Annotated in this window: 15 protein-coding genes; 10 read left to right on the top strand and 5 right to left on the bottom strand. The window is 41.9% G+C overall.

Annotated features, from left to right (window positions below; translation table 11 throughout):
- The first annotated feature begins 251 nt into the window (after positions 1-251).
- From ACK2WI_RS09805 to ACK2WI_RS09835, 7 genes are read left to right on the top strand one after another with little or no spacing between them, the layout of a single operon-like run.
- Positions 252-1,418 (top strand): glycoside hydrolase family 172 protein, encoded by a 1,167-nt coding sequence (locus tag ACK2WI_RS09805; protein ID WP_313368000.1) that lies wholly within the window; start codon positions 252-254, stop codon positions 1,416-1,418.
- A 6-nt stretch (positions 1,419-1,424) separates the two neighbouring features.
- Entirely contained in the window at positions 1,425-2,669 is a 1,245-nt protein-coding gene (locus ACK2WI_RS09810) for a DUF6786 family protein (RefSeq protein WP_409150584.1), read from the top strand.
- Positions 2,670-2,680: 11 nt separating this feature from the next.
- A complete protein-coding gene (locus tag ACK2WI_RS09815) occupies positions 2,681-4,444 on the top strand; it encodes an L-fucose isomerase (RefSeq protein ID WP_409150585.1) in 1,764 nt (587 codons plus the stop codon).
- 4 nt (positions 4,445-4,448) lie between these two features.
- On the top strand, positions 4,449-5,783 hold the full coding sequence (fucP, locus tag ACK2WI_RS09820; RefSeq protein ID WP_093095174.1) for an L-fucose:H+ symporter permease: 1,335 nt from the start codon (positions 4,449-4,451) through the stop codon (positions 5,781-5,783).
- Between the two features lie 11 nt (positions 5,784-5,794).
- Positions 5,795-7,462, top strand: a complete 1,668-nt coding sequence (locus ACK2WI_RS09825) for a ribulokinase (protein ID WP_409150586.1) — start codon at positions 5,795-5,797, stop codon at positions 7,460-7,462.
- Between the two features lie 6 nt (positions 7,463-7,468).
- A complete protein-coding gene (locus ACK2WI_RS09830; protein WP_409150588.1) occupies positions 7,469-9,550 on the top strand; it encodes a hypothetical protein in 2,082 nt (693 codons plus the stop codon).
- Between the two features lie 40 nt (positions 9,551-9,590).
- Entirely contained in the window at positions 9,591-10,580 is a 990-nt protein-coding gene (locus ACK2WI_RS09835) for a LacI family DNA-binding transcriptional regulator (protein WP_409150590.1), read from the top strand.
- A 4-nt stretch (positions 10,581-10,584) separates the two neighbouring features.
- Here the strand turns inward: ACK2WI_RS09835 and crcB are convergent, their stop codons facing one another.
- Positions 10,585-10,965, bottom strand: a complete 381-nt coding sequence (gene crcB, locus ACK2WI_RS09840; RefSeq protein ID WP_093095180.1) for a fluoride efflux transporter CrcB — start codon at positions 10,963-10,965, stop codon at positions 10,585-10,587.
- Positions 10,966-11,236: 271 nt separating this feature from the next.
- On the opposite strand from crcB, the gene ACK2WI_RS09845 reads away from it, so the two are divergent.
- On the top strand, positions 11,237-12,130 hold the full coding sequence (locus ACK2WI_RS09845) for an AraC family transcriptional regulator (protein WP_409150592.1): 894 nt from the start codon (positions 11,237-11,239) through the stop codon (positions 12,128-12,130).
- 1,976 nt (positions 12,131-14,106) lie between these two features.
- Here ACK2WI_RS09845 and ACK2WI_RS09850 read toward each other — a convergent pair.
- Positions 14,107-14,613 (bottom strand): DUF6702 family protein, encoded by a 507-nt coding sequence (locus ACK2WI_RS09850; protein ID WP_409150593.1) that lies wholly within the window; start codon positions 14,611-14,613, stop codon positions 14,107-14,109.
- A 112-nt stretch (positions 14,614-14,725) separates the two neighbouring features.
- Here ACK2WI_RS09850 and ACK2WI_RS09855 point away from each other — a divergent pair, with 112 nt between their 5' ends.
- Both ACK2WI_RS09855 and ACK2WI_RS09860 read left to right on the top strand, forming a co-directional pair.
- Positions 14,726-15,301, top strand: coding sequence for a HupE/UreJ family protein (locus ACK2WI_RS09855; protein WP_185211509.1), 576 nt, complete (start codon positions 14,726-14,728; stop codon positions 15,299-15,301).
- The gene (locus ACK2WI_RS09860; RefSeq protein ID WP_409150595.1) at positions 15,298-17,664 is read left to right on the top strand and encodes a M1 family metallopeptidase; all 2,367 of its coding nucleotides are present in this window, start codon (positions 15,298-15,300) and stop codon (positions 17,662-17,664) included. Before ACK2WI_RS09855 ends, ACK2WI_RS09860 begins: the two co-directional genes overlap by 4 nt.
- Before the next feature lie 236 nt (positions 17,665-17,900).
- Here the strand turns inward: ACK2WI_RS09860 and ACK2WI_RS09865 are convergent, their stop codons facing one another.
- The 3 genes from ACK2WI_RS09865 to ACK2WI_RS09875 all read right to left on the bottom strand — a co-directional run bounded on the left by ACK2WI_RS09865 (position 17,901) and on the right by ACK2WI_RS09875 (position 20,229).
- On the bottom strand, positions 17,901-18,446 hold the full coding sequence (locus ACK2WI_RS09865; RefSeq protein WP_093095187.1) for a GNAT family N-acetyltransferase: 546 nt from the start codon (positions 18,444-18,446) through the stop codon (positions 17,901-17,903).
- Positions 18,443-19,096: a TetR/AcrR family transcriptional regulator gene (locus tag ACK2WI_RS09870; RefSeq protein ID WP_409150597.1), complete on the bottom strand. Its 654-nt coding sequence runs from the start codon at positions 19,094-19,096 to the stop codon at positions 18,443-18,445. Before ACK2WI_RS09870 ends, ACK2WI_RS09865 begins: the two co-directional genes overlap by 4 nt.
- Positions 19,097-19,164: 68 nt before the next feature.
- Positions 19,165-20,229: a helix-turn-helix transcriptional regulator gene (locus tag ACK2WI_RS09875; protein WP_409150599.1), complete on the bottom strand. Its 1,065-nt coding sequence runs from the start codon at positions 20,227-20,229 to the stop codon at positions 19,165-19,167.
- Between the last annotated feature and the right edge of the window lie 24 nt (positions 20,230-20,253).

A 20,253-nucleotide genomic window follows, 5' to 3' on the forward strand; every position in this document is an offset into this window, starting at 1 on the left:
TGAGCCAAAATATTTTTACAATTTATTTTGATATTAAACGATTAAGCATTAACATTGTGTAATTATAAACTGAAAAGTTCCGCAATTGTTTTAATGAAATCGTCTCCAGCAGACATCGTTTATTCCTGAAATGCTTAAACGATTAAAGCAATAGCCAAATTCTTTTTCTAACCGGAAGTTTTGGTCGCTCTTTTCAAAAGTAAAATGTGATTTCCGAGTGAACATTTGAATAATCAACTAATAAATAAATCATGAAAATTAAATTATTATTAGCTTCCTTATTTCTTTGCGGCATGTCCTATGCGCAGCAAAAGCAGCCTTTTAACGGAATAGATATGAGTTTGGGAAACCTATCCAAACTTTCCAATGCCAAAACCAGATCAATTAGCCCAGAAAACTTTACCGGTGCAAAAGGGAAAGGCGGAATGGCAGACCCAGCAAAACAGGCGGGTCAAAAGAACGTTGCCAATGCTTCCCATGCTTCCCGTGAACTGGGAGTGGGTTGGAAAGTCAACCCTTATATCACCATTGCGCCAGGAGAAACCTTTACCATGGCTGAAATCAATGAATCCGGGGTAATCCAACACATGTGGATGACACCAACTGGAAACTGGAATCATACCATCTTCAGAATCTATTGGGATGGTGAGTCCACTCCTTCCGTAGAATCTCCGGTAGGACCGTTTTTCGGAATGGCTTGGCATCGTTTTGCTCCTTTGAATTCCCTGGCAATGACGGTCAACCCGGGTAGCGCCTTCAATTCCTATTGGAAGATGCCTTTCAGGAAAAGCGCTAAGATCACGATGGAGAATATTTCCAGTGAACCGATGAACCTGTATTACCAGATTGATTACGCGGTTACGGAGGTTCCTGAAGATGAAGGTTATTTCCATGCACAATATCGCCGTTCCAATCCAACCCAAGGCTCATTGCATACCATCATCGATGGCATCAAAGGAAAAGGACAATATGTAGGAACCTATCTAGGCGTAGGAGTCAACAACATTGGTTGGTGGGGAGAAGGAGAGATTAAGTTCTTCATGGATGGTGATAAGGATTATGCTACCATTGTGGGGACAGGGCTAGAAGATTATTTCTGTGGTTCCTACAACTTCGAAAACAAGGCTACAAGGCAATATCAAGAATATTCAACACCATTCGCTGGCCTGCACCAAGTAATCCGTCCTGATGGCGTATATGAGTCCCAGGCGCGTTTTGGCATGTACCGTTGGCATATCATGGATCCGGTGCGATTCGATGGCGACCTAAAAGTGACGATCCAGGATTTAGGTTGGCGTTCAGAAGGACGATACCTGCCGCAGAAGTCCGATATGATCTCTGTTGCGTATTGGTATCAATCTGAACCACATAACAAGTTTCCAAATCTTCCATCCAAGAACGATCTAGAAGTAAACTAAATTTCTATGAAAAACATATGGTTACATGCATTAATGGGCGCTTCGGCACTTATGCTGGCTAGCTCCTGCCAAGAAACAAAGAAAAATGAATCTTCAACCCAGGATACCGTGAGTACAAATTATAACGTAGGCCAATTTGGCTATGATCTGCAATTCTTGCAGAAGCACGATAGCATTTTGATTTTGAGCAATGAGAGTGGTCTAGGGCAAATCCTGGTGTCTCCAAAATATCAAGGCAAGGTCTTTACCTCTACGGCTGAAGGACCTGATGGTAAAAGTTTCGGCTGGGTGAATTACAAGGCTTTTACGGCGCCGGTCGATCCACACATGAATGCTTATGGTGGGGAAGACCGTCTGTGGCTAGGTCCTGAAGGCGGTCCGTTTTCCCTGTACTTCGAAAAGGGGAGTGAAATGGTCTATGATCAATGGAAAACACCTGCAGCAATTGATACCGAGGCCTGGACCTTACTTTCTGCGACTGGAAATTCAGCAAGCATGGAAAAAACAGCAGAATTGAAAAATTATGCAGGTACCGTGCTCAGCATGAAACTTAACCGTGACATCAAAATGTTAAGTAATTCCCAGATTGAAACCGATTTAGGTATTCAACTATCCGATCAGGTAAAATCCGTAGGCTTTAGCACGATCAACAGCATCAGCAATACCGGTAAAGAAGCTTGGACCAAAGAAACTGGGGCACCGTGTCTCTGGAGCTTAGACATGTTCATGCCTACCGACAGCACCGTTATTCTGGTCCCTTATGAAGAGTCTGCTAAAGGAAAGGTGGCCACGACTGATTATTTCGGAGAAATCGATAAAGATAGAATCAGTTACAAAAATGGTGTCCTTTATTTCAAGGCTGATGGTAAGTCAAGGGGCAAGCTAGGATTGTCGCCTTCCAGAGCTAAAACCATTGCCGGAAGTTATGACCTAGCGAACGGGATCTTGACGGTAACCAAGTTTTCGATCGATTCCAGCAAAGTTTATTTGAACCAGGAATGGACAACCAAAAAAGACCCTTTCGTGGGTGATGCAGTCAATGCCTATAACGATGGCCCATTAGAAGATGGAAGCCAAATGGGACCTTTCTATGAGATCGAAAGTGTTTCTCCGGCAGCATTCCTAAAACCTTCAGAAAAATTGGAGCATACCCACAACGTGTATCATTTCGTAGGGAATAAAGCTCAAATAGCTAGTTTATTAAAGAAATTATTTAACATAACTGTTGAAGACATTCAAACTGCATTCTAAACCGCTTAATAATGAACAAATATCCAAAAATCGGGATCAGACCCATCATTGATGGCCGCTGGGGTGGAATCCGGGAATCCTTAGAAGATACCACCATGAACATGGCCAAGGCTGTGAAAAAACTATATGAATCAGAATTGAAATATCCAGACGGAAGTCCAGTACAGTGTGTCATTGCGGATAGCTGTATCGGTGGGGTCAAAGAAGCGGCAGATTGCCAGGAAAAGTTTGACCTGGAGCAAGTCGGTGTTTCCCTATCCGTAACCCCTTGTTGGTGTTATGGATCTGAAACCATGGATATGGATCCCATCCGACCAAAGGCCATTTGGGGCTTCAATGGAACCGAAAGACCTGGCGCCGTTTATCTTGCGGCAACGGTAGCTGCACATAATCAAAAAGGACTGCCCGTATTTAGTATTTACGGACATGATGTGCAAGATATGGGGGATAGCAAGGTTCCGAACGATGTGAGAGATAAACTGCTCTCCTTTGCCAAATCCGGCCTTGCAGTTGCGATGTTACGCGGTAAAAGCTATTTGGCTATCGGTTCGGTTTCCATGGGGATTGTTGGCTCCATCGTAAATGCTGAATTCTTCCAAGAATATTTAGGCATGCGCAACGAGTATGTCGACTCCTCAGAAGTACTGAGACGCATTCAGTTAGGAATCTATGATGAAGACGAATTCAAGAAAGCCTTAGAATGGACCAAAAAGCATTGTAAGGAAGGTGCCGATTTCAACCAGAAGCATAAAGTAAAAAACAGGAAAGAAAAGGATGAGGATTGGGAGTTTGTAGTAAAAATGACCCTCATTATCCGTGACCTCATGATCGGCAATCCGAAATTGAAGGAAATGGGCCATGCTGAGGAAGCAATGGGCCACAATGCCTTTATTTCAGGATTCCAAGGCCAAAGACAATGGACAGACTTCCTACCAAATGGTGATTTCTCAGAAGCCATCTTGAACTCTTCATTCGATTGGAATGGAATCCGCAACCCTTTTATGGTCGCAACAGAAAACGACTCCCTAAATGGGGTTTCTATGACTTTCAACTATCTTTTGACCAATACTGCGCAGATATTCGCAGATGTCAGGACCTATTGGTCCCCAGAGGCAGTAAAAAGAGTGAGTGGATGGAAACCTACAGGTGCCGCTAAAGATGGCTTTATACATTTGATCAATTCGGGCTCGGCAACCTTGGATGGTACCGGACAGCAATCTGCCAATGGAAAACCAGTCATGAAACCATTCTGGGAGATCTCCGATAAAGAGGCAAAAGCCTGTTTAAAGGCCACGACTTGGTACCCCGCAAACCGTGATTATTTCAGGGGAGGAGGCTATTCTTCCAACTTCCTGAGCAAGGGCGGTATGCCCGTGACTATGTGCAGGATTAATTTAATCAAAGGTTTAGGACCTACTATTCAAATAGCTGAAGGATATACCGTTGATATTCCGGAAAAAGTGCATAAGGTCTTGGATGAACGTACCGACAAAACTTGGCCGACCACCTGGTTTGTGCCTGAACTGACCGGTGAAGGAGCCTTCACCGATGTGTACTCCGTCATGGCAAATTGGGGTTCCAACCATGGTGCCATCAGCTATGGCCATATCGGGCATGACCTGATCACCATGGCGGCCATGCTACGCATTCCTGTCTGCATGCATAATGTTCCCGCAAACCGCTTGTTTAGACCAGCTACTTGGGCAGCTTTCGGTATGAACCAAGAAGGTGCGGATTATCGAGCATGCGAAGTATTTGGACCACTTTATAAATAACAACATGAGCAACCATAAGAAATCATTGTTTCGGGATGATGAAGGGAACTATTTGTTGGTTCCATTTCTGTTCATCTGTAGTTTATTCCTTTTATGGGGCTTTGCCCATGGTTTTTTGGATGTGCTTGATAAGCATTTCCAGGATCTATTGCATGTTTCCAAGGCGCAATCGGGTTTTGTACAATTCTCATTGTACATCGGTTATTTGGCCATGGCCATCCCTGCAGGGCTTTTTATCAAGAAATTCGGTTATCAGAAAGGGATTATCTTCGGCTTGGTACTGTTTGCTATTGGTGCATTTATGTTCTATCCGGCCGCCAAACTCGCAGCATTTATCCCATTCTTGACCGCATTGTTTGTGATAGCCTGTGGCTTGGCCTTCCTAGAAACGGCCGCAAACCCTTATTCCATTGTTTTAGGATCAAAGGAAGGGGCAGCAAGAAGGATCAATATTTCCCAGTCATTCAATGGCTTAGGCTGGATCTTAGGGCCTTTGATCGGCGGATTGATGATCTTTGGAACGGAAGCTGAAGGCGAGCATGATAAATTCGATTCCTTGGTTCAACCCTATATTGGGATAGGATGTGTGGTGGTTTTGGTTGCTATCGTGTTTTTGATTATTAAATTACCTGAAATCAAAGAGAAAAAGGAGTCTGGGGAATACGAGGAAAACCCACCGATGCGGAATTTGCTGAAGCATCCGGTCTTTATTTTCGCTGTAGTGGCGCAATTTCTCTATGTAGCGGCCCAAACTGGTACCAATTCATTTTTCATCAACTACGTGATCGATGCGATTCACGACCTAAAAACTCCGATTTCCAATATCATGGGCAATCTGGGTTCTTTCGGCGAATTCTTTATGCCCAAAAATGATGAACAGGCGGCTTCCCTTATCCTTGCCATCGGTGGGATGGGAGCTTTCTGGATTGGTCGATTGACAGGGTCTTATCTGATGAAGTTTATTGCACCACATCGCCTTCTAGGCTTTTATGCGGTCATGAATGTGATCTTGAACATCTTGGTGTTCATGAACCTGGGTTGGGTATCTGTGTTTGCGTTGTTCTTAACCTACTTTTTCATGTCCATTATGTTCCCGACCATTTTTGCCTTAGGCATCAATAACCTAGGTACCCTAACTAAAAAAGGATCTTCCTTCTTGGTTATGGCAGTAGCAGGTGGGGCATTCTGTCCACCATTGATGGGCTTGATCGCAGACCATAGTTCTATGGCCACTGGATTCATTATTCCAGTGCTTTGTTATGTGGTGATTGCGGTCTTTGCGATTTGGGGAGTAGGTAAAGTAGAAGGTAAATTGGATATGTCAAATCCATCACATTAATAGGAGTTTAAATGAAACAATCATATGTAATTGGCGTTGACTTTGGAACCGATTCCGCTAGGGCTCTACTGGTCGATTCTACTAATGGAGAAGTCCTTGGATCGGCTACATCTAACTTTAAAAGATGGAAGGAAGGACTGTATTGCGACCCGAAACAAAGTCAATTTCGTCAGCATCCATTGGATTATATAGAAAGCCTGGAAGCCTGTCTGAAGGGATGTTTGGCAAATGCCAATGATGAAATCAGGGCCAATGTTGTCGCCATATCCATTGATGCTACGGGCTCAACCCCGGTAGCCATTGATAGGCATGGTCAACCTTTGGCAATGTCAGCGGAATTTTCTGAAAATCCGAATGCCATGTTTTTCCTATGGAAGGACCATAGTTCCATCAAGGAAGTGGAGGAAATCAACCAAAAAGCCCAGGATTTTGAAACCAATTACCTGAGTTATTGTGGGGGTGCCTATTCTTCCGAATGGTTTTGGTCCAAATTGCTCCACATGGCAAGAACTGACGAAGAAGTCTATAAGGCGACGCATTCCTGGTTAGAGCAAAGCGATTGGTTGCCCTATCTTTTGACGGGCAATCAAGATGCGCAGCTCCTCAAGCGGAATGTCTGTGCCGCAGGGCATAAGGCTTTATGGGCACAGGAATTAGGAGGGTATCCTCCGCTGGAATTCTTTACCCATTTAGACCCTAAACTGGAAAGGATTTACCATTCCATTAATAAGGAAGTGTTTACTGCAGATGAGCTTGTCGGGAACCTATCCAAAGAATGGGCCGATAAACTAGGCTTAAAAACCGATGTTTTGATCTGTGTTGGGGCCATTGATGCCCATGTAGGCGCCATTGGAGCACAAATCCAACCGGGGTATATGTGCAAGGTCATGGGAACTTCGACCTGTGATATGATGGTGATTGATAAAGAAGAATTACAAGATCGATTGGTTCAAGGGATCTGTGGACAGGTCCAAGGCTCAATCGTGCCACAATATATTGGTTTAGAGGCTGGTCAATCCGCGTTTGGTGATGTATATAATTGGTTGAAGAACTTGCTGTTGTGGCCAATAAAGAATAGTCTGAAAAGATCTGCATCACTGGGTAGTCAAGCCATTTCAGATTTAAGGGATGAACTTGAGCAAAATTTACTTTCAGAGCTTTCTGAATTGGCCAAACAACAGCCTATCCAAGAAGATTCCGAACTGGCTTTGGATTGGTTCAATGGTCGGCGAACGCCTGACGTAAACCCTTCTTTGACAGCAGCATTGTTCAACCTGGACTTGGGTAGCAATCCAGTCAATATCTTTCAGGCCTTGGTGGAGGCCACCTGTTTTGGCTCCCGTGCCATTGTGGAGCATGTGGAAAACCAAGGTGTGGCCATCCAAGGGGTCATCGGAATAGGGGGGATTGCCAAGAAATCAGATTATGTAATGCAAACCTTGGCTGATGTCCTGCAAAGACCCATTATGGTCCATCGGTCTGATGAAACCTGTGCTATGGGCGCATGCATGCTGGCTGCCACTGCCGCAGGGATTTATACTTCACTGTCCGAAGCCATGGATAAGATGGGGTCAGGCTTCGAAAAGGAATATTTGCCCAATCCAGAAAAGAAGGAGTTGTTTGACAAACGTTATGCAAAGTACTTGGCTTTTGGTTCCATGATTAATACTGTAGAATAAATTGAAATGAGAATTTATTTGATTTACATAGTTGTTGTTTTGGTTACCTGCTTGAATGCTATGCTCTCTTCATTAGCCTTTGGCCAAGGAATCCCGAAATCCTTAAAGTCTTATATTTCCAATCTTGAGTATTCCAAAATTGGAAACCAAAGCCCTGAAATCAAATTCAAAAAAATCGATAAACAGACTTATAGAGTCGAGGTAAATTGGAAAATATTGTCCGATACCAGTCTAGAAAGGCTCTATGTGGCTGTTAAGCCTGCCTTTAAACCAAGCTTTCATTGGGCTCCGCATCTAACACCTACGGATAACCATATCGTAGCACAGCATGTGTTTCGTTCTGCTGCCATGATCGTGCATGGTGCCCAAAAATCCTTGGCTATCATTCCAGATGTGTCCTTGTTGGAGACCAAACCTGCTGTTCCTTGGTATTTGGATCTCAATGCCACAGCAAATTTATTGACCTTGGGACAAGCTAATTCGAAAATTACCGACCATATTCTCTATGAAAAGGAGGAAAAAACCAAGTTCCCCGCAGGTTCCTATCGTTTGGCATTTTATGTCAAATACTCTTCCGATCCCGACAATATTCAAAATCCATTTGCCAGTGTCAACCAGTTTATGTGGAATCAATGGGGTGAAAAACTTTATCAAAAAGGGGAACCTTTTCCAAGCAACAATTTGGATTCTTATGTCGATTATACCTATCAATGGGCTTTCAAATATTGGCGGGATGCGGTCTGGCAAGAGTTTGATTTGAATGGAAAAAGGGTAGGAGCCGCAACCTTTATCGTCAATGTTACCCAAAGCCCAAATTATCCCAGCGAAGTCAATGAAAGGGAGTTTAGGTCGATTTGGAACCAAGCATGGTTCAACTCTTTCCGATCTGCGTCTGGTTTATTTCGCTATGCGAAACGAAAAAACATCGACTCGTTGAAACGTTATGCCAATATGACCAAAGAATTGGCCCTTTCCTTTCCCCAAAAGAACGGTTTCTTTCCGGGCTTGATTGCTACCGAGATGAAGGAAGTGGAAATAGGCGGGAAGAAATATTGGCGTTCTGCAGGTTGGGATACCTATTTCTTCGGCAACTCCAACCGTAATCCTTATACCTGGAATGCAAAGGAGTCGCCTTATCATGTCTTGGATATGAGCTATACCGCTCTATTGATGCTGGACTGGTATATGGAGTTGGAGAAGGATCCACGGCTTTTGGATTATGCGGTTCGTTATGCTGATGCTTTGATCAATACACAGCGACCAGATGGTTATTTTCCGGCATGGCTGGACCTACAGGACCAAAATGATATGGATATCTTGAGCAAATCGCCGGAATCTGCCATGTCTGTAAGTTTTTTGCTGAAACTATATCAAATTAGCAAGCTGGAAAAATATAAAGAATCTGCCTTAAAGGCCTTAGATGTCATTGAAAAGGAAATTGTGCCAATAGGGAGATGGGAGGATTTTGAAACCTATTGGTCCTGTAGCCGCTTTGGACATGACAGCCTAGTTGACAAGAAAATTGCAAGAAATAATATGTACAAGCAGAATACCTTGAGCATGTACTATACCGCTCAAGCAGCGATGGAAGCCTATAAGGTAACCGGTGATAAGGCATATTTACTAAAAGGAAAACGGGTGCTGGATGAATTGTTGATGTGGCAGGCAGTTTGGCAGCCATCCTTCATCTATATACATGCACTTGGAGGTTTTGGCGTGATGAACGCTGATGCTGAATGGAATGATTCTAGGCAAAGCTTATTTGCAGAGCTGATCATGCAATACGGGAAGGAATTAGATCGTAAAGACTATATGCAGCGTGGCATTGCTGCCCTCAAAGCATCCTTTGTGATGATGTATGCGCCAGAAAATCAAGAAACCAAAGAACAGTGGCAAAAACGCTGGCCTTTTCTCGGAAAACAAGATTATGGCTTTATGATGGAAAACTATGGGCATGATGGCTATACGGATTCCAATGGGATTGGAATCGGCGAATTTACCATCTATGATTGGGGGAACGGAGCCGCATCCGAAGCCGTAAATAGAATAATCGACCATTGGGGAGAAAATGTGCTCTCTAAATGGTAACGAAAGGTTAATTATGAATTAATAATAATATATTTACAACATGGTAAAAAAGGTATCATTAAAGGATATTGCTCAGAAAATCGGTGTTTCTACAGCCTTAGTTTCTTATGTGTTAAGTGGAAATGAGGAGAAGGGTAGAGTAGGGAAAGAAACTGCTGAGAAAATCAGGCAAGCCGCCAAAGAACTGAATTATCAGCCCAACCATATTGCGAAAAGTTTAAAAACGGGCAAAACCAATACGATTGGCCTGATCGTGGCAGATATTTCAAATCCTTTTTTTGCCTCTATTGCGCGAGGTGTAGAAGATGAATCTGGACATTTTGGATTGACCACCATTATTGGTAGTTCGGACGAAAGTACAGAGAAGCTAAAAAACTTGGTCGATGTCTTTATTAAAAGACAGGTCGATGGCTTTATTATCTCTCCACCGGATAATTCGGAAGAAACCATTGAATACATAATCTCCCTCGGAATTCCCATCTGTTTGATCGATAGACATTTTAACCATGTCAATTCCAGTTATGTCATTACGGACAATAAGGAATCCATGCAGACTGCCGTCAGCCATCTGCTGGAAATGGGCTACAAGAACTTGGCATTTGTAGCTTATAAAAGCAGCCTTCAGCATATGAAAGATCGTGAGCAGGGATTTTTGGATGCCAGTGCAAGGATTCAATCCAAGGTCTATAAAATCAATTTCAATAAGCAACAGCAGGAACTGAATAAGGTGCTGGATGAAATCTTGGAGACCCAAAAGGCTGATGCCATTGTATTTGCCACCAATACACTTTCCGTTGCAGGATTAAAATACCTGACACAAAAATGCGTTCAGATCCCGAAAGACTTGAATGTGATGTGTTTTGACTTTAGTGAGGTATATGATTTCTTTTACCATCCTATTATTCACGTAAAACAACCTATTGACCAGTTGGCAAAGGATAGTGTGGTTGCTTTGACCCAACAGATGAAAGATCATATCATACAGAAAAAGGTGTTGCGTTCAGAATTGATTGCCAAGACTAGGGCATAGTTTATTACTGGAACAATCTTGAAATCATTATTCCAAAGTATACCGCGGCCAATCCCAATAGGACGCTAAGGCCTATATATAAAATAGCTTGGGAAACCTGTTGATTTTGGATAAGAGTGATATTCTCGGCTGCAAAGGTGGAAAAAGTGGTGTAACCTCCGCAAAAGCCTGTTACAAGCAGAAGTTTCCATTCATTGCTCAATCCTTGGTTCTTGGCGAAATAGCCCAGTAATATTCCGATCAGCAGGCAGCCCAAAAGATTGACGATCAAAGTGCCCAGTGGAATCTGGCTAGGATAATTTTTACTGATAAATTGTCCACTGTAATACCTTAACACACTTCCTACAGCTCCACCTGCACCTATAATGAATGCCTCTTTGATCATGAATAGTAAATTTTCAGTGATTTATTTTTTCGAATTTAATGAATTCCTGTAGAAGTTGCGAATGGATTGTAATTCAATAAAAATACTCGAAATGAATGAGAATGAATGAAATATGATTTATGTCAGAAATTTATTACGGAAATATTCTTATATATTTTCAAATAATATCCTGAGATTGTAAAAAATTGATATTTTTGTTATAACTAAATTATGAATATCATTATACCCAAACAACATTAACCAGTTGAATAGGGACAAAAAATAGGAATGTATGGAAGCTTTAAAGACAATGGAAGCAAGGTATCCAATTGAATTTACTGTGCCTGCTTTCGGAGCTGGTTCGTTTTATATTCAAGAAGACCTGAGGGAGGAATTCTATACTCATTACCATAGGCACAAGGAAATCCAGGTTTCCTATATCCTAAAAGGTAGGGGTTCGGTCGTTATCGGAAACTTGATACAGCCATTTTTTGAAAATGAAATCTATATCCTTAAGGCCAATGATCCCCATATCTTTATTAAGGAAGGAGCGGAGGAGGACCAAATCCATGTGGTCCATATTTTCGTAGCCTTTGACAAAATGCAGTCATTCTTCAATATGCAGGAGTTGCATCGGATCCGAGATATCTTTAATTCCTTAGATTCCAGTAAAAAGCTGATCCAGCGATACAGCCTTCCAGTTAGGTCCATTTTCCAATCCCTATTGCGGGAGGAAGGCCTCCCTAAACTCATGCGCGTCTTGGAGATTTTCGATTACCTGATTGCCAACGAAAAGGAGATGATCTCCTTGTATTCCGGTCTGCCAGAGTCAAACTTCAACGATAAGGTCGGAGTAAGGATCAATGAGGTCCTTCGCTATTCCCTAGAAAACTATAATCGGGAAATTAGTATCGACGCAGTCGCCAAACTCATCCACATGACGCCATCTGCATTCTGTAAGTATTTTAAAAAGCACACCATGAAAACCTACGTGACCTTTTTAAATGAAATCCGAATCGAAAAAGCCTGCCAATTGCTCATCAATAAATCCACCGAAAACATTTCCGAAGTCGCCTACCAATGTGGCTTCAATACCGTTGTCCATTTTAATCGGGTATTCAAACATATCTTGCATAGTTCACCGTCGGAGTTTATCCATAGGCATGCAGTGAATATGGCGAATTAGGGGGGGATAAGTCAATAGACATAAGACAATAGACATAAGACAATAGAACCTGCTGAAAGTGTTATTTTTTTTGTCATGCTGAGGAACGAAGCATCTCGGAGTAATGCAAACAAAGGTTGCATTGGCGAACAGGTCCTGTACCGAAGCTAGAGGATTACACAAAAAAAATCTTTCCTTTCCGGTGTCAAACTGAGGCACGAAATTCTCGGAACTATACAAACAATGATTGTATTAGCGTACAGGTCCTTTACCTTCGGTAAAGGATAACAGGCATTAATAGTAGAGAACCGTACAGATTCTTTACTAATCGTTCAGAATTGGAAATGCGCAATTGTTCATCTATTCAGTTGAACCCTATCGGGGTTCCATTATTTTAGCAGGCATGGCACGTTAGCCTGGAAGTCGCGCAAAAACGATGTTCGATTAATCGAACATCGTTTTTGCATTAACCCTATATTGTTTACCATCCATGCTAAAATAATTCATCCCCTCTGGGGATGTATGGCGGATAAAAATATTCTTCTGGAAAATATAAATAGGTCTAAATACCTAGAAACACAATCGAATGAATTTGTCATTGGTAGAAACGAAGCATCTCGGTAGTATGCAAACAATGATTGCATTGGCGTACAGGTCCTTTACCTTCGGTACACGATGACAGGCATAAATAGTAGAGAACCGTACAGATTCTTCACTGTTCGTTCAGAATTGGAAATGCGCAATTGTTCAACTATTCAGTTGAACCCTATCGGGGTTCCATGATTTTATCAGGCATGGCACGTTAGCCTGGAAGTCGCGCAAAATCGATGTTCGATTAATCGAACATCGATTTTGCATTAACCCTATATTGTTTACCATCCATGCTAAAATAATTCATCCCCTCTGGGGATGTATGGCGGATAAAAAATATTCTTCTGGAAAATAGAAATAGGTCTAAATACCTAGAAACACAATCGAATAAACTTGTCCATTGGTAGGAAGGAAGAATCTCGGAACCATGCAAACCATAATTCCATTGGCGAACAGGTCCTTGATCTTCGATCAAGGATGACAAGCACATGTTGGGGCATTTACGTACAGATTCTTCACTAATCGTTCAGAATTGGAAGCCTCCTGAGAGGGATTCTGAGCGATTAGTGAAGAATCTATTTTTTTGTTTTTTTGAGATGTCTGCCATCGTGGGCACCGCGAACGCACTGTTTTTAAAAGGTTTTTCAGAAAAATATTTCACCCACTCTGTGGGTTATCCGTTTGAAGATTCGTTTTTCTACAAAGATTTCACCCAGGCTGTGGGTTTACTACAAACATCAAATCTTCCGCAGGAAGCCCTTTAGCCTCCGGCTCATTTCCTTGGCAGAAAAATGGATAGAATGTCGATGCCCCGTGCGATGGGATTGGTTTGTAGAAATTGTTCGACCAAGAATTTGAAAATCTATGAATTTCATTAATCAGAAGATGATAATAATTTAGGTATGGATGCTGCGGGCGTATGCGATACGCCCCTACAGTATTGGGGTCTTTCCAGCGACAAATTGACCATAATCTTGGTCCATCCTCCAATCCCTTCCATCCTGGTTCAAATTCCGACGGTCTAAAAAAATATCAAAAACAATTTCCTTTACTGTCTAAAAACAATCCTCCACGCAGGTCTCTTGTCTTATGTCTTCCCTTAATTTGGAATTTGGCTCAAAATTTGTTATATTACTAGCAAACAATAAAAGAAAGGTAATAATATGATTAAAAAAGAAAGAAGTAAAAAAGAAAAAATGATCCAGAACCCATTTTCATTCTATGTGACGAATGTAGGGTTTATCGGAAACCAACCAAGCCCACAAACTAGAAGTGTTAACAAGAAAAGTTAACCCTTCTACAAAACCAAAACAAATTAAATTAGACGTGCTTTTTGAGAAAAAAGCATTTTGTGTTTCTAGAGGGTTCGTATTCTCCTGACCCTAAATCCCAAAAACTAAATAATTTTAGAATGTGAAACTGGCTGTCCGTTTAGGATTGTCGAGTTTGGTGCTTTTTTTAGTGTTGTTGACTTTGATGTGCATGATGTTCGATTGGTTCTTGAAGTCCTTAAACAGCAGCTGGTTGACGATGTCCAATTTGCTGATGGCAGCAACATCGCTGACCTCTAAATAACACCAGGCTACATCTTCCTCGATTTCATAGCCTACATAACGGAGGTTACGCGGTTGATTGTTGACATTGATCTTGAAGTTTTGACGGATATATTTCGATATAGCAGAATCTGCTGCCGCCTTGTTTTTTGGGTGGATCACATCTATGTGTTGACCCAATTGGTTTTTCAAGGCTACTTCCAGGTCATCATAAAACAATCGACAGGAAACCTCTACCCGTTTTTTGCTCAGGTTGAAGTCGACAGAGGTAATGCTGACATAAAAAGGATGCGCAAAGGCAATTAAAGCACTAAAAACCCCAATTAACAACAATCCTAATTTTAATTTCTTCCAATCCATGCTCTAGACTTTTTGCAACAATTATGTGCAAAATTGCTTAAAATTAGTAAATCCGTTTGTCTATGTTAAAATAATATTAATTTTGCTATGTTATTATTACAAGACCTAATTAATGAGCGATTTTTCTATCTATTTTCAACTTGGTTGGCAGCATATCTTAGACTTGACCGGTTACGACCACATTCTGTTTGTCCTCGTATTATGTTGTAGTTATACGCTTAAAGATTGGAAGAAAATCCTTTGGCTGGTAACCGCTTTTACCGTCGGACACTCCATCACCTTGGCACTGGCCGCTTTCAAAATAGTAAGGGTGGATACCGCTTGGGTAGAATTCTTGATTCCAGTTACCATTCTGGCTACTGCTTTCTATAATCTCCCAAAAAGAAGAAAACAGCGCAGTCCTTATGTCCTGTATGCAATGACCTTGTTCTTTGGACTGATCCATGGTCTTGGATTTTCAAATTACTTGCAATCTTTATTAGGGCAGGAGGCGAATATTGTCCTTCCATTGTTGTCCTTTAATATAGGTCTGGAGTTTGGACAACTGATCATCGTATTTTTTGTTATTCTGTTGTCGGAACTGATGCTGAAGATTTTTGCGGTCAGCAACCGCGATTGGAGCTTTTTCCTTTCATCGGCAGTGATCGGGATCTCCTTTATTATGGCACTTGAACGTATTCCATTATGAAATTATATTCAAAATTAATCAAAACCATTTGCCTGGCCCTGATAGGTTCGGCAAGCATATATTCTGCCCACGCGCAGATGCAGCATAACCCAGGGTCCAACCATGGGAATAAGTTCGAGCAATTGGGAAACCTTTTGACGGATCCGAATATCTTCCGAACGGCATCTGGTGCGCCAGGTTCCATGTATTGGCAGCAGAAGGCGGATTATGTGATTGATGTGGAGGTGGATGATGTCAATCGGGTACTGAAAGGATCGGAAACGATCACCTACACCAACAATTCTCCTGATCCCCTGACTTATTTATGGATTCAATTGGATGAGAATGAGCATGCAGATAATGCTGAAAATAAACGTTTCGACCAAAGCAGCTTAAGGGAGAAAATGTCTATCGGAGAGCTGAAATCCTTGGTTCCAGAGAAAAAAGGATTTGGCGTCAATATCCATAAGGTTACCGATGGTGCCAACAAGGCTTTGAAATATACCATCAATTATACCATGATGCGTATCGATCTTCCTACAGCATTGAAACCGGGGGCTAAATTCGTCCTGAAAATTGATTGGGATTATAAGATCTCTGATCGTATGGTAGAAGGTGGACGTGGTGGATTTGAGCATTTTGCTAAAGATGACAATAACTTATATACCATAGCACAGTGGTTTCCACGAATGGCAGTCTATTCCGATTTCCAAGGCTGGCAAAACAAGCAGTTTACAGGAAGAGGGGAGTTTGCTTTAGTTTTCGGCGATTATAAAGTGAATATCACCGTTCCAGCTGACCATGTGGTTGGTGCTACCGGTGAATGCCAAAACTATGCACAGGTATTGAGCGCTGCTCAACTAGGTAGGTGGAAACAGGCCCAGCAATCGAAAGAACCGGTTGAGATCGTGACCCTAGAGGAAGCAAACAAAGCGATCCAACAGAAATCGACCGCCAAGAAAACTTGGGTATATGAAGCTAAGAATGTACGTGATTTTGCATTCGTAACGTCCCGTCGCTTGATCTGGGATGCTCTGCGGGTCAATGAAGGTATTCCAGGAAACCAGCCTATGGCCATGTCTTATTATGGTCCTGAAGCCTATCCGCTATACCGTAAATATTCTACTAAGGTAGTTGCGCATACCTTAAAAACTTATTCTAAATTCTCTATCCCTTATCCTTATCCGGTAGCTATCTCTGTAGAAGCTGCAAATGGTATGGAATATCCGATGATCTGTTTCAACTATGGTCGTGCAGATGAAGACGGTACCTATACTGAGGCGGTGAAATATGGGATGATCGGGGTAATTATCCACGAAGTAGGCCATAACTTCTTCCCGATGATCGTCAATTCAGATGAGCGTCAATGGACTTGGATGGATGAAGGCTTGAATACCTTCCTTCAGTATTTGACTGAACAGGAGTGGGACAAGGATTTTCCTTCCCGTCGTGGTCCTGCCTACAAGATCGTGGATTACATGAAGCTTCCAAAAGACCAATTGGAGCCTATCATGACCAACTCTGAAAACATTGTCCAATTTGGACCAAACGCTTATGCTAAACCAGCAACTGCATTGAACATCTTGAGAGAGACCGTGATGGGACGTGAGCTCTTTGACTATGCCTTCAAGGAATACGCAAGGAGATGGGAATTTAAACATCCTACACCAGCAGACTTTTTCCGTACTATGGAAGATGCTTCAGCGGTAGACCTTGACTGGTTCTGGAGAGGTTGGTTCTTTGGAACGGACCCGGTTGAAATTTCATTGGATAATGTGACTCAATATAGAATGAGTGGAGCTGACCCTAAGAAAACGCAACAAGAGAAAAAAGATGCTTTTGAAAAAGACCTAAACAGTATTACACGCCAAAGAAACATGGAAGAAAATATGGCTTTCTTGGTGGATAAGGATACCTCTCTTTTGGATTTCTATAATAAATGGGATCGTTTTGCGGTTAAACCAGCAGATGAGGCAAGCTACCAAGAATTCTATAATAAGCTAACCGATAAAGAAAAAGACATCTTTAATGGTAAGACGACATTCTATGAGTTGAACTTCAAGAACAATGGTGGATTGGTGATGCCATTGATCATAGAATGGACTTTCACCGACGGAAGCAAGGAAATCGATCAAGTACCTGCTTATATCTGGAGAATGGATGAAAATGAAGCTACGAAAGTATTTGCCAAGAGCAAGCAAGTTGCCTCCATCCAATTGGATCCATACCGTGAAACTGCGGATATAGATGAGTCCAATAATGCATGGCCGAGAACATCGCAACCTTCCAGGTTTGAATTGTACCAACAGAATGGCCGCACTGCTCGGGGTCAATCGGCAGAAAGCAACCCGATGAAGGAAGCAAAAAAGCAAAACAATAGATAGGTAATACTAAACCAAAATTTAAAAGGGCAGTTCATTTTTTGAGCTGCCCTTGTTTTATATCCTACCTTTTTTTTGCAATATTATGTTGATTTTAATTGGGTTTTATTCGAGACACATTTTGAATTTTCCGAATATGCCTCGAACGAGAGTAAAGCTTGGGTAAGAGCACGTCCTGCATGAACGTTTGAACCGTGAAATTTTCGGAGGAGCAGGAATAGCTTTTAGTTTTCCTAAACTTATGGTTTATCTGATTTCAGCCTGCTGAAGACCAAGAGGTCCCTAAACTGGAAGTTGCCCATCCATTCGCCATTTCTCTTTGTCCCTTCGAGTTTAAAGCCCAGTCTTTTGGGGATATTGATGCTTTTTTCGTTGCCGATTGCACAACAGATCTGGATGCGTTCTAGCTTAAGTTCTTCAAAAAGCTCTTGGATCAGGGCTTCCACCGAGCGGGTCATGATACCCTGATTTTGGAATTCTTGGGAGAGCCAATAGCCAATTTCTGTGTTTTTGTTCAGTAGATCGGTCTCCTTTGTGCCGATCAAGCCAATCATACGGTCATCGAAACAGATCTTATAGACATAATCTTTTTTAAGCTTTCGGCTGAGCATCGCCATTTCAACAAAACCTTTGCTGTCTTCCACTTTGTTGGTGAACTGTACGAAAGGGAGCCATTCGCCAAGATATTCCCTTTGGCTGTTGATGATATTGAACATCCGGATGGCATCACTCTCTACGATCGCTTTCAAGCTTAAATTTTGATCTATTTCGATGATTCTTTTCATGTTTGCGTCTTTGTCAGTATTTCTCTAAGTGCTGCTGAAACACGTTCTTGGTCTTGCTCGGTATTGAGGTCAAGACCGCAGAAAGTACTTCCGTTCGTTTTTGCGTGAAGGGCAAGGTAATATAAACCTGCTGTCTGTAGTGCAAGGATGGCACAGGTATCGACATCGCTATTGGGACGGCTCTTTTCGTATTTACGGATGAGCTCGGCTCCAATTTCCTCGCGGCTATCGGCTAATTTGCGGAGGATTTCCTTGTTTTCAGAAAGTTCCCATTGTAGGATGCGCTGTAGGATTTCGTCGTTAAGAACAGCATTAAATTGTCCTTGCAAGAGGGCGAACATCTCGTCATCCTGAATGATTTCCTGGCCCAACAATTTGGAAATAGTGGATTTGGCCTTGGTTTTCCAATAATCCCTTTTCTCGATATACAGCTCCACCAAGTTGTCCAAATTATCGAAATAGGTGTAGATCAATTTACGGTCTACTTTTGCTTCTGCAGCAATATTTGCAATGGTCAATCCAGGATAGCCATGTTTTTTTAATACTTTTCCGACGGCATTGACGATTTTATTCATCGTTCTTGCCTTTTCGCGTAGGGGTCCAGAAGTGACCTTTCTGGACTTTTGCTCAGTATTCGGAGCTTTTTTCATATCTGTCTAAAATAGTAGGCTAAATTTAAGCATTATTCACAGTATGGAGAATAAAGTGAGTTATATCATTATTTATCAACCTGTTTCTGCTGTTCCTTATCTTCTCTTATGATCTGGGCCTTGGCGTATTGATTTAACGCCTTATAGTGTCGGTAAAGTATCCGTTTTTCTAAGCTTTTTGGTGTCAATACCTTGATGCATTCACCGAAACCCAATATCTCGCGTTCTAATTCAAGATTCAGTGTCACATCAATCCGGATCGTGATGGAACCATCCTCATGTTTTTTTAGGATCTGTTGTGAACTGTGTAATGGTTTGGTCTCTACATAAGGCGCATTTGCAGCATTTATCAGTAGAATAACCTTCTGTCCACGGTCTTTTGCAGATTTGGTGACCCCAATAGTGTCTGCAAAGTATCGTTCGAAGTCGACCCCTTCATAAGGTTGGAAACCATTTTTGGCCATCATATCAATTTCTGCAATCCGGTCTAGCGCCAAAGTGATCAGGCTGGATTGGTTCTTTTTGCAACAAATAAGGAACCAGCGGTTTCTATATTCCTTTAAAAGATAGGGACTGTATACCTCCACAGTGGGCTGTTTTGACTTGAATGATTTGTACTTGATCAAAACCGGGTTTTCATCCTTTATAGCTTGATAAAGTGGGGTGATCCATTTCAATCCTTTTAATAAGGGGTTGGCTTCTAGTTGTACGATGGATTTCCCTTCTCCCTTAGATGCATATAAATGGCTCTCCAAACGGACGATCATATCGCTCATTTCCTCGAAAAAGGTAAAGCCATTCAAATGTTTCAAGACATCGACGGCTTCTTTCATTTTTTCCATGTCCATGGAAGAAATAGGGGAATTGCTGATGCTGTAGTTCGGATCTTCATAGCTATAATATCGACGGTCTTTGACCACGATGGGAGCGTTATAACCTAGTTTATTGCTCCGCATCAATTGGATGTCACCCTGTATAGTCCTTTTGCTGACCCCACTATTGATTCCTTCCAACTCATAAAGTGCTTCCGAAACCTTTTCTATCAAGTCTTCTAACGTCCATTTCCGATGGGTTTGTTGAAGGCATTGGTCAATGATTTTGTATCGAATGAGTGCAAGTTTGTTTGTAGACATGGATTTCCTTTCCCTTTTGGTTAA

Origin of the sequence: Sphingobacterium sp. BS-2, assembly GCF_046161205.1 — a bacterium.
Lineage (GTDB): Bacteria > Bacteroidota > Bacteroidia > Sphingobacteriales > Sphingobacteriaceae > Sphingobacterium > Sphingobacterium mizutaii.

What these genes read in the sequence shown, in the direction of transcription:
- ACK2WI_RS09845 (WP_409150592.1), top strand. Translation starts at nt 11,237, where the DNA reads ATGGAAGCTTTAAAGACAATGGAAGCAAGGTATCCAATTGAATTTACT.
- ACK2WI_RS09875 (WP_409150599.1), bottom strand. Translation starts at nt 20,229, where the DNA reads ATGTCTACAAACAAACTTGCACTCATTCGATACAAAATCATTGACCAA.
- ACK2WI_RS09830 (WP_409150588.1), top strand. Translation starts at nt 7,469, where the DNA reads ATGAGAATTTATTTGATTTACATAGTTGTTGTTTTGGTTACCTGCTTG.
- ACK2WI_RS09815 (WP_409150585.1), top strand. Translation starts at nt 2,681, where the DNA reads ATGAACAAATATCCAAAAATCGGGATCAGACCCATCATTGATGGCCGC.
- ACK2WI_RS09825 (WP_409150586.1), top strand. Translation starts at nt 5,795, where the DNA reads ATGAAACAATCATATGTAATTGGCGTTGACTTTGGAACCGATTCCGCT.
- ACK2WI_RS09810 (WP_409150584.1), top strand. Translation starts at nt 1,425, where the DNA reads ATGAAAAACATATGGTTACATGCATTAATGGGCGCTTCGGCACTTATG.
- fucP (WP_093095174.1), top strand. Translation starts at nt 4,449, where the DNA reads ATGAGCAACCATAAGAAATCATTGTTTCGGGATGATGAAGGGAACTAT.
- ACK2WI_RS09860 (WP_409150595.1), top strand. Translation starts at nt 15,298, where the DNA reads ATGAAATTATATTCAAAATTAATCAAAACCATTTGCCTGGCCCTGATA.
- ACK2WI_RS09855 (WP_185211509.1), top strand. Translation starts at nt 14,726, where the DNA reads ATGAGCGATTTTTCTATCTATTTTCAACTTGGTTGGCAGCATATCTTA.
- ACK2WI_RS09870 (WP_409150597.1), bottom strand. Translation starts at nt 19,096, where the DNA reads ATGAAAAAAGCTCCGAATACTGAGCAAAAGTCCAGAAAGGTCACTTCT.
- ACK2WI_RS09850 (WP_409150593.1), bottom strand. Translation starts at nt 14,613, where the DNA reads ATGGATTGGAAGAAATTAAAATTAGGATTGTTGTTAATTGGGGTTTTT.
- ACK2WI_RS09865 (WP_093095187.1), bottom strand. Translation starts at nt 18,446, where the DNA reads ATGAAAAGAATCATCGAAATAGATCAAAATTTAAGCTTGAAAGCGATC.
- crcB (WP_093095180.1), bottom strand. Translation starts at nt 10,965, where the DNA reads ATGATCAAAGAGGCATTCATTATAGGTGCAGGTGGAGCTGTAGGAAGT.
- ACK2WI_RS09805 (WP_313368000.1), top strand. Translation starts at nt 252, where the DNA reads ATGAAAATTAAATTATTATTAGCTTCCTTATTTCTTTGCGGCATGTCC.
- ACK2WI_RS09835 (WP_409150590.1), top strand. Translation starts at nt 9,591, where the DNA reads ATGGTAAAAAAGGTATCATTAAAGGATATTGCTCAGAAAATCGGTGTT.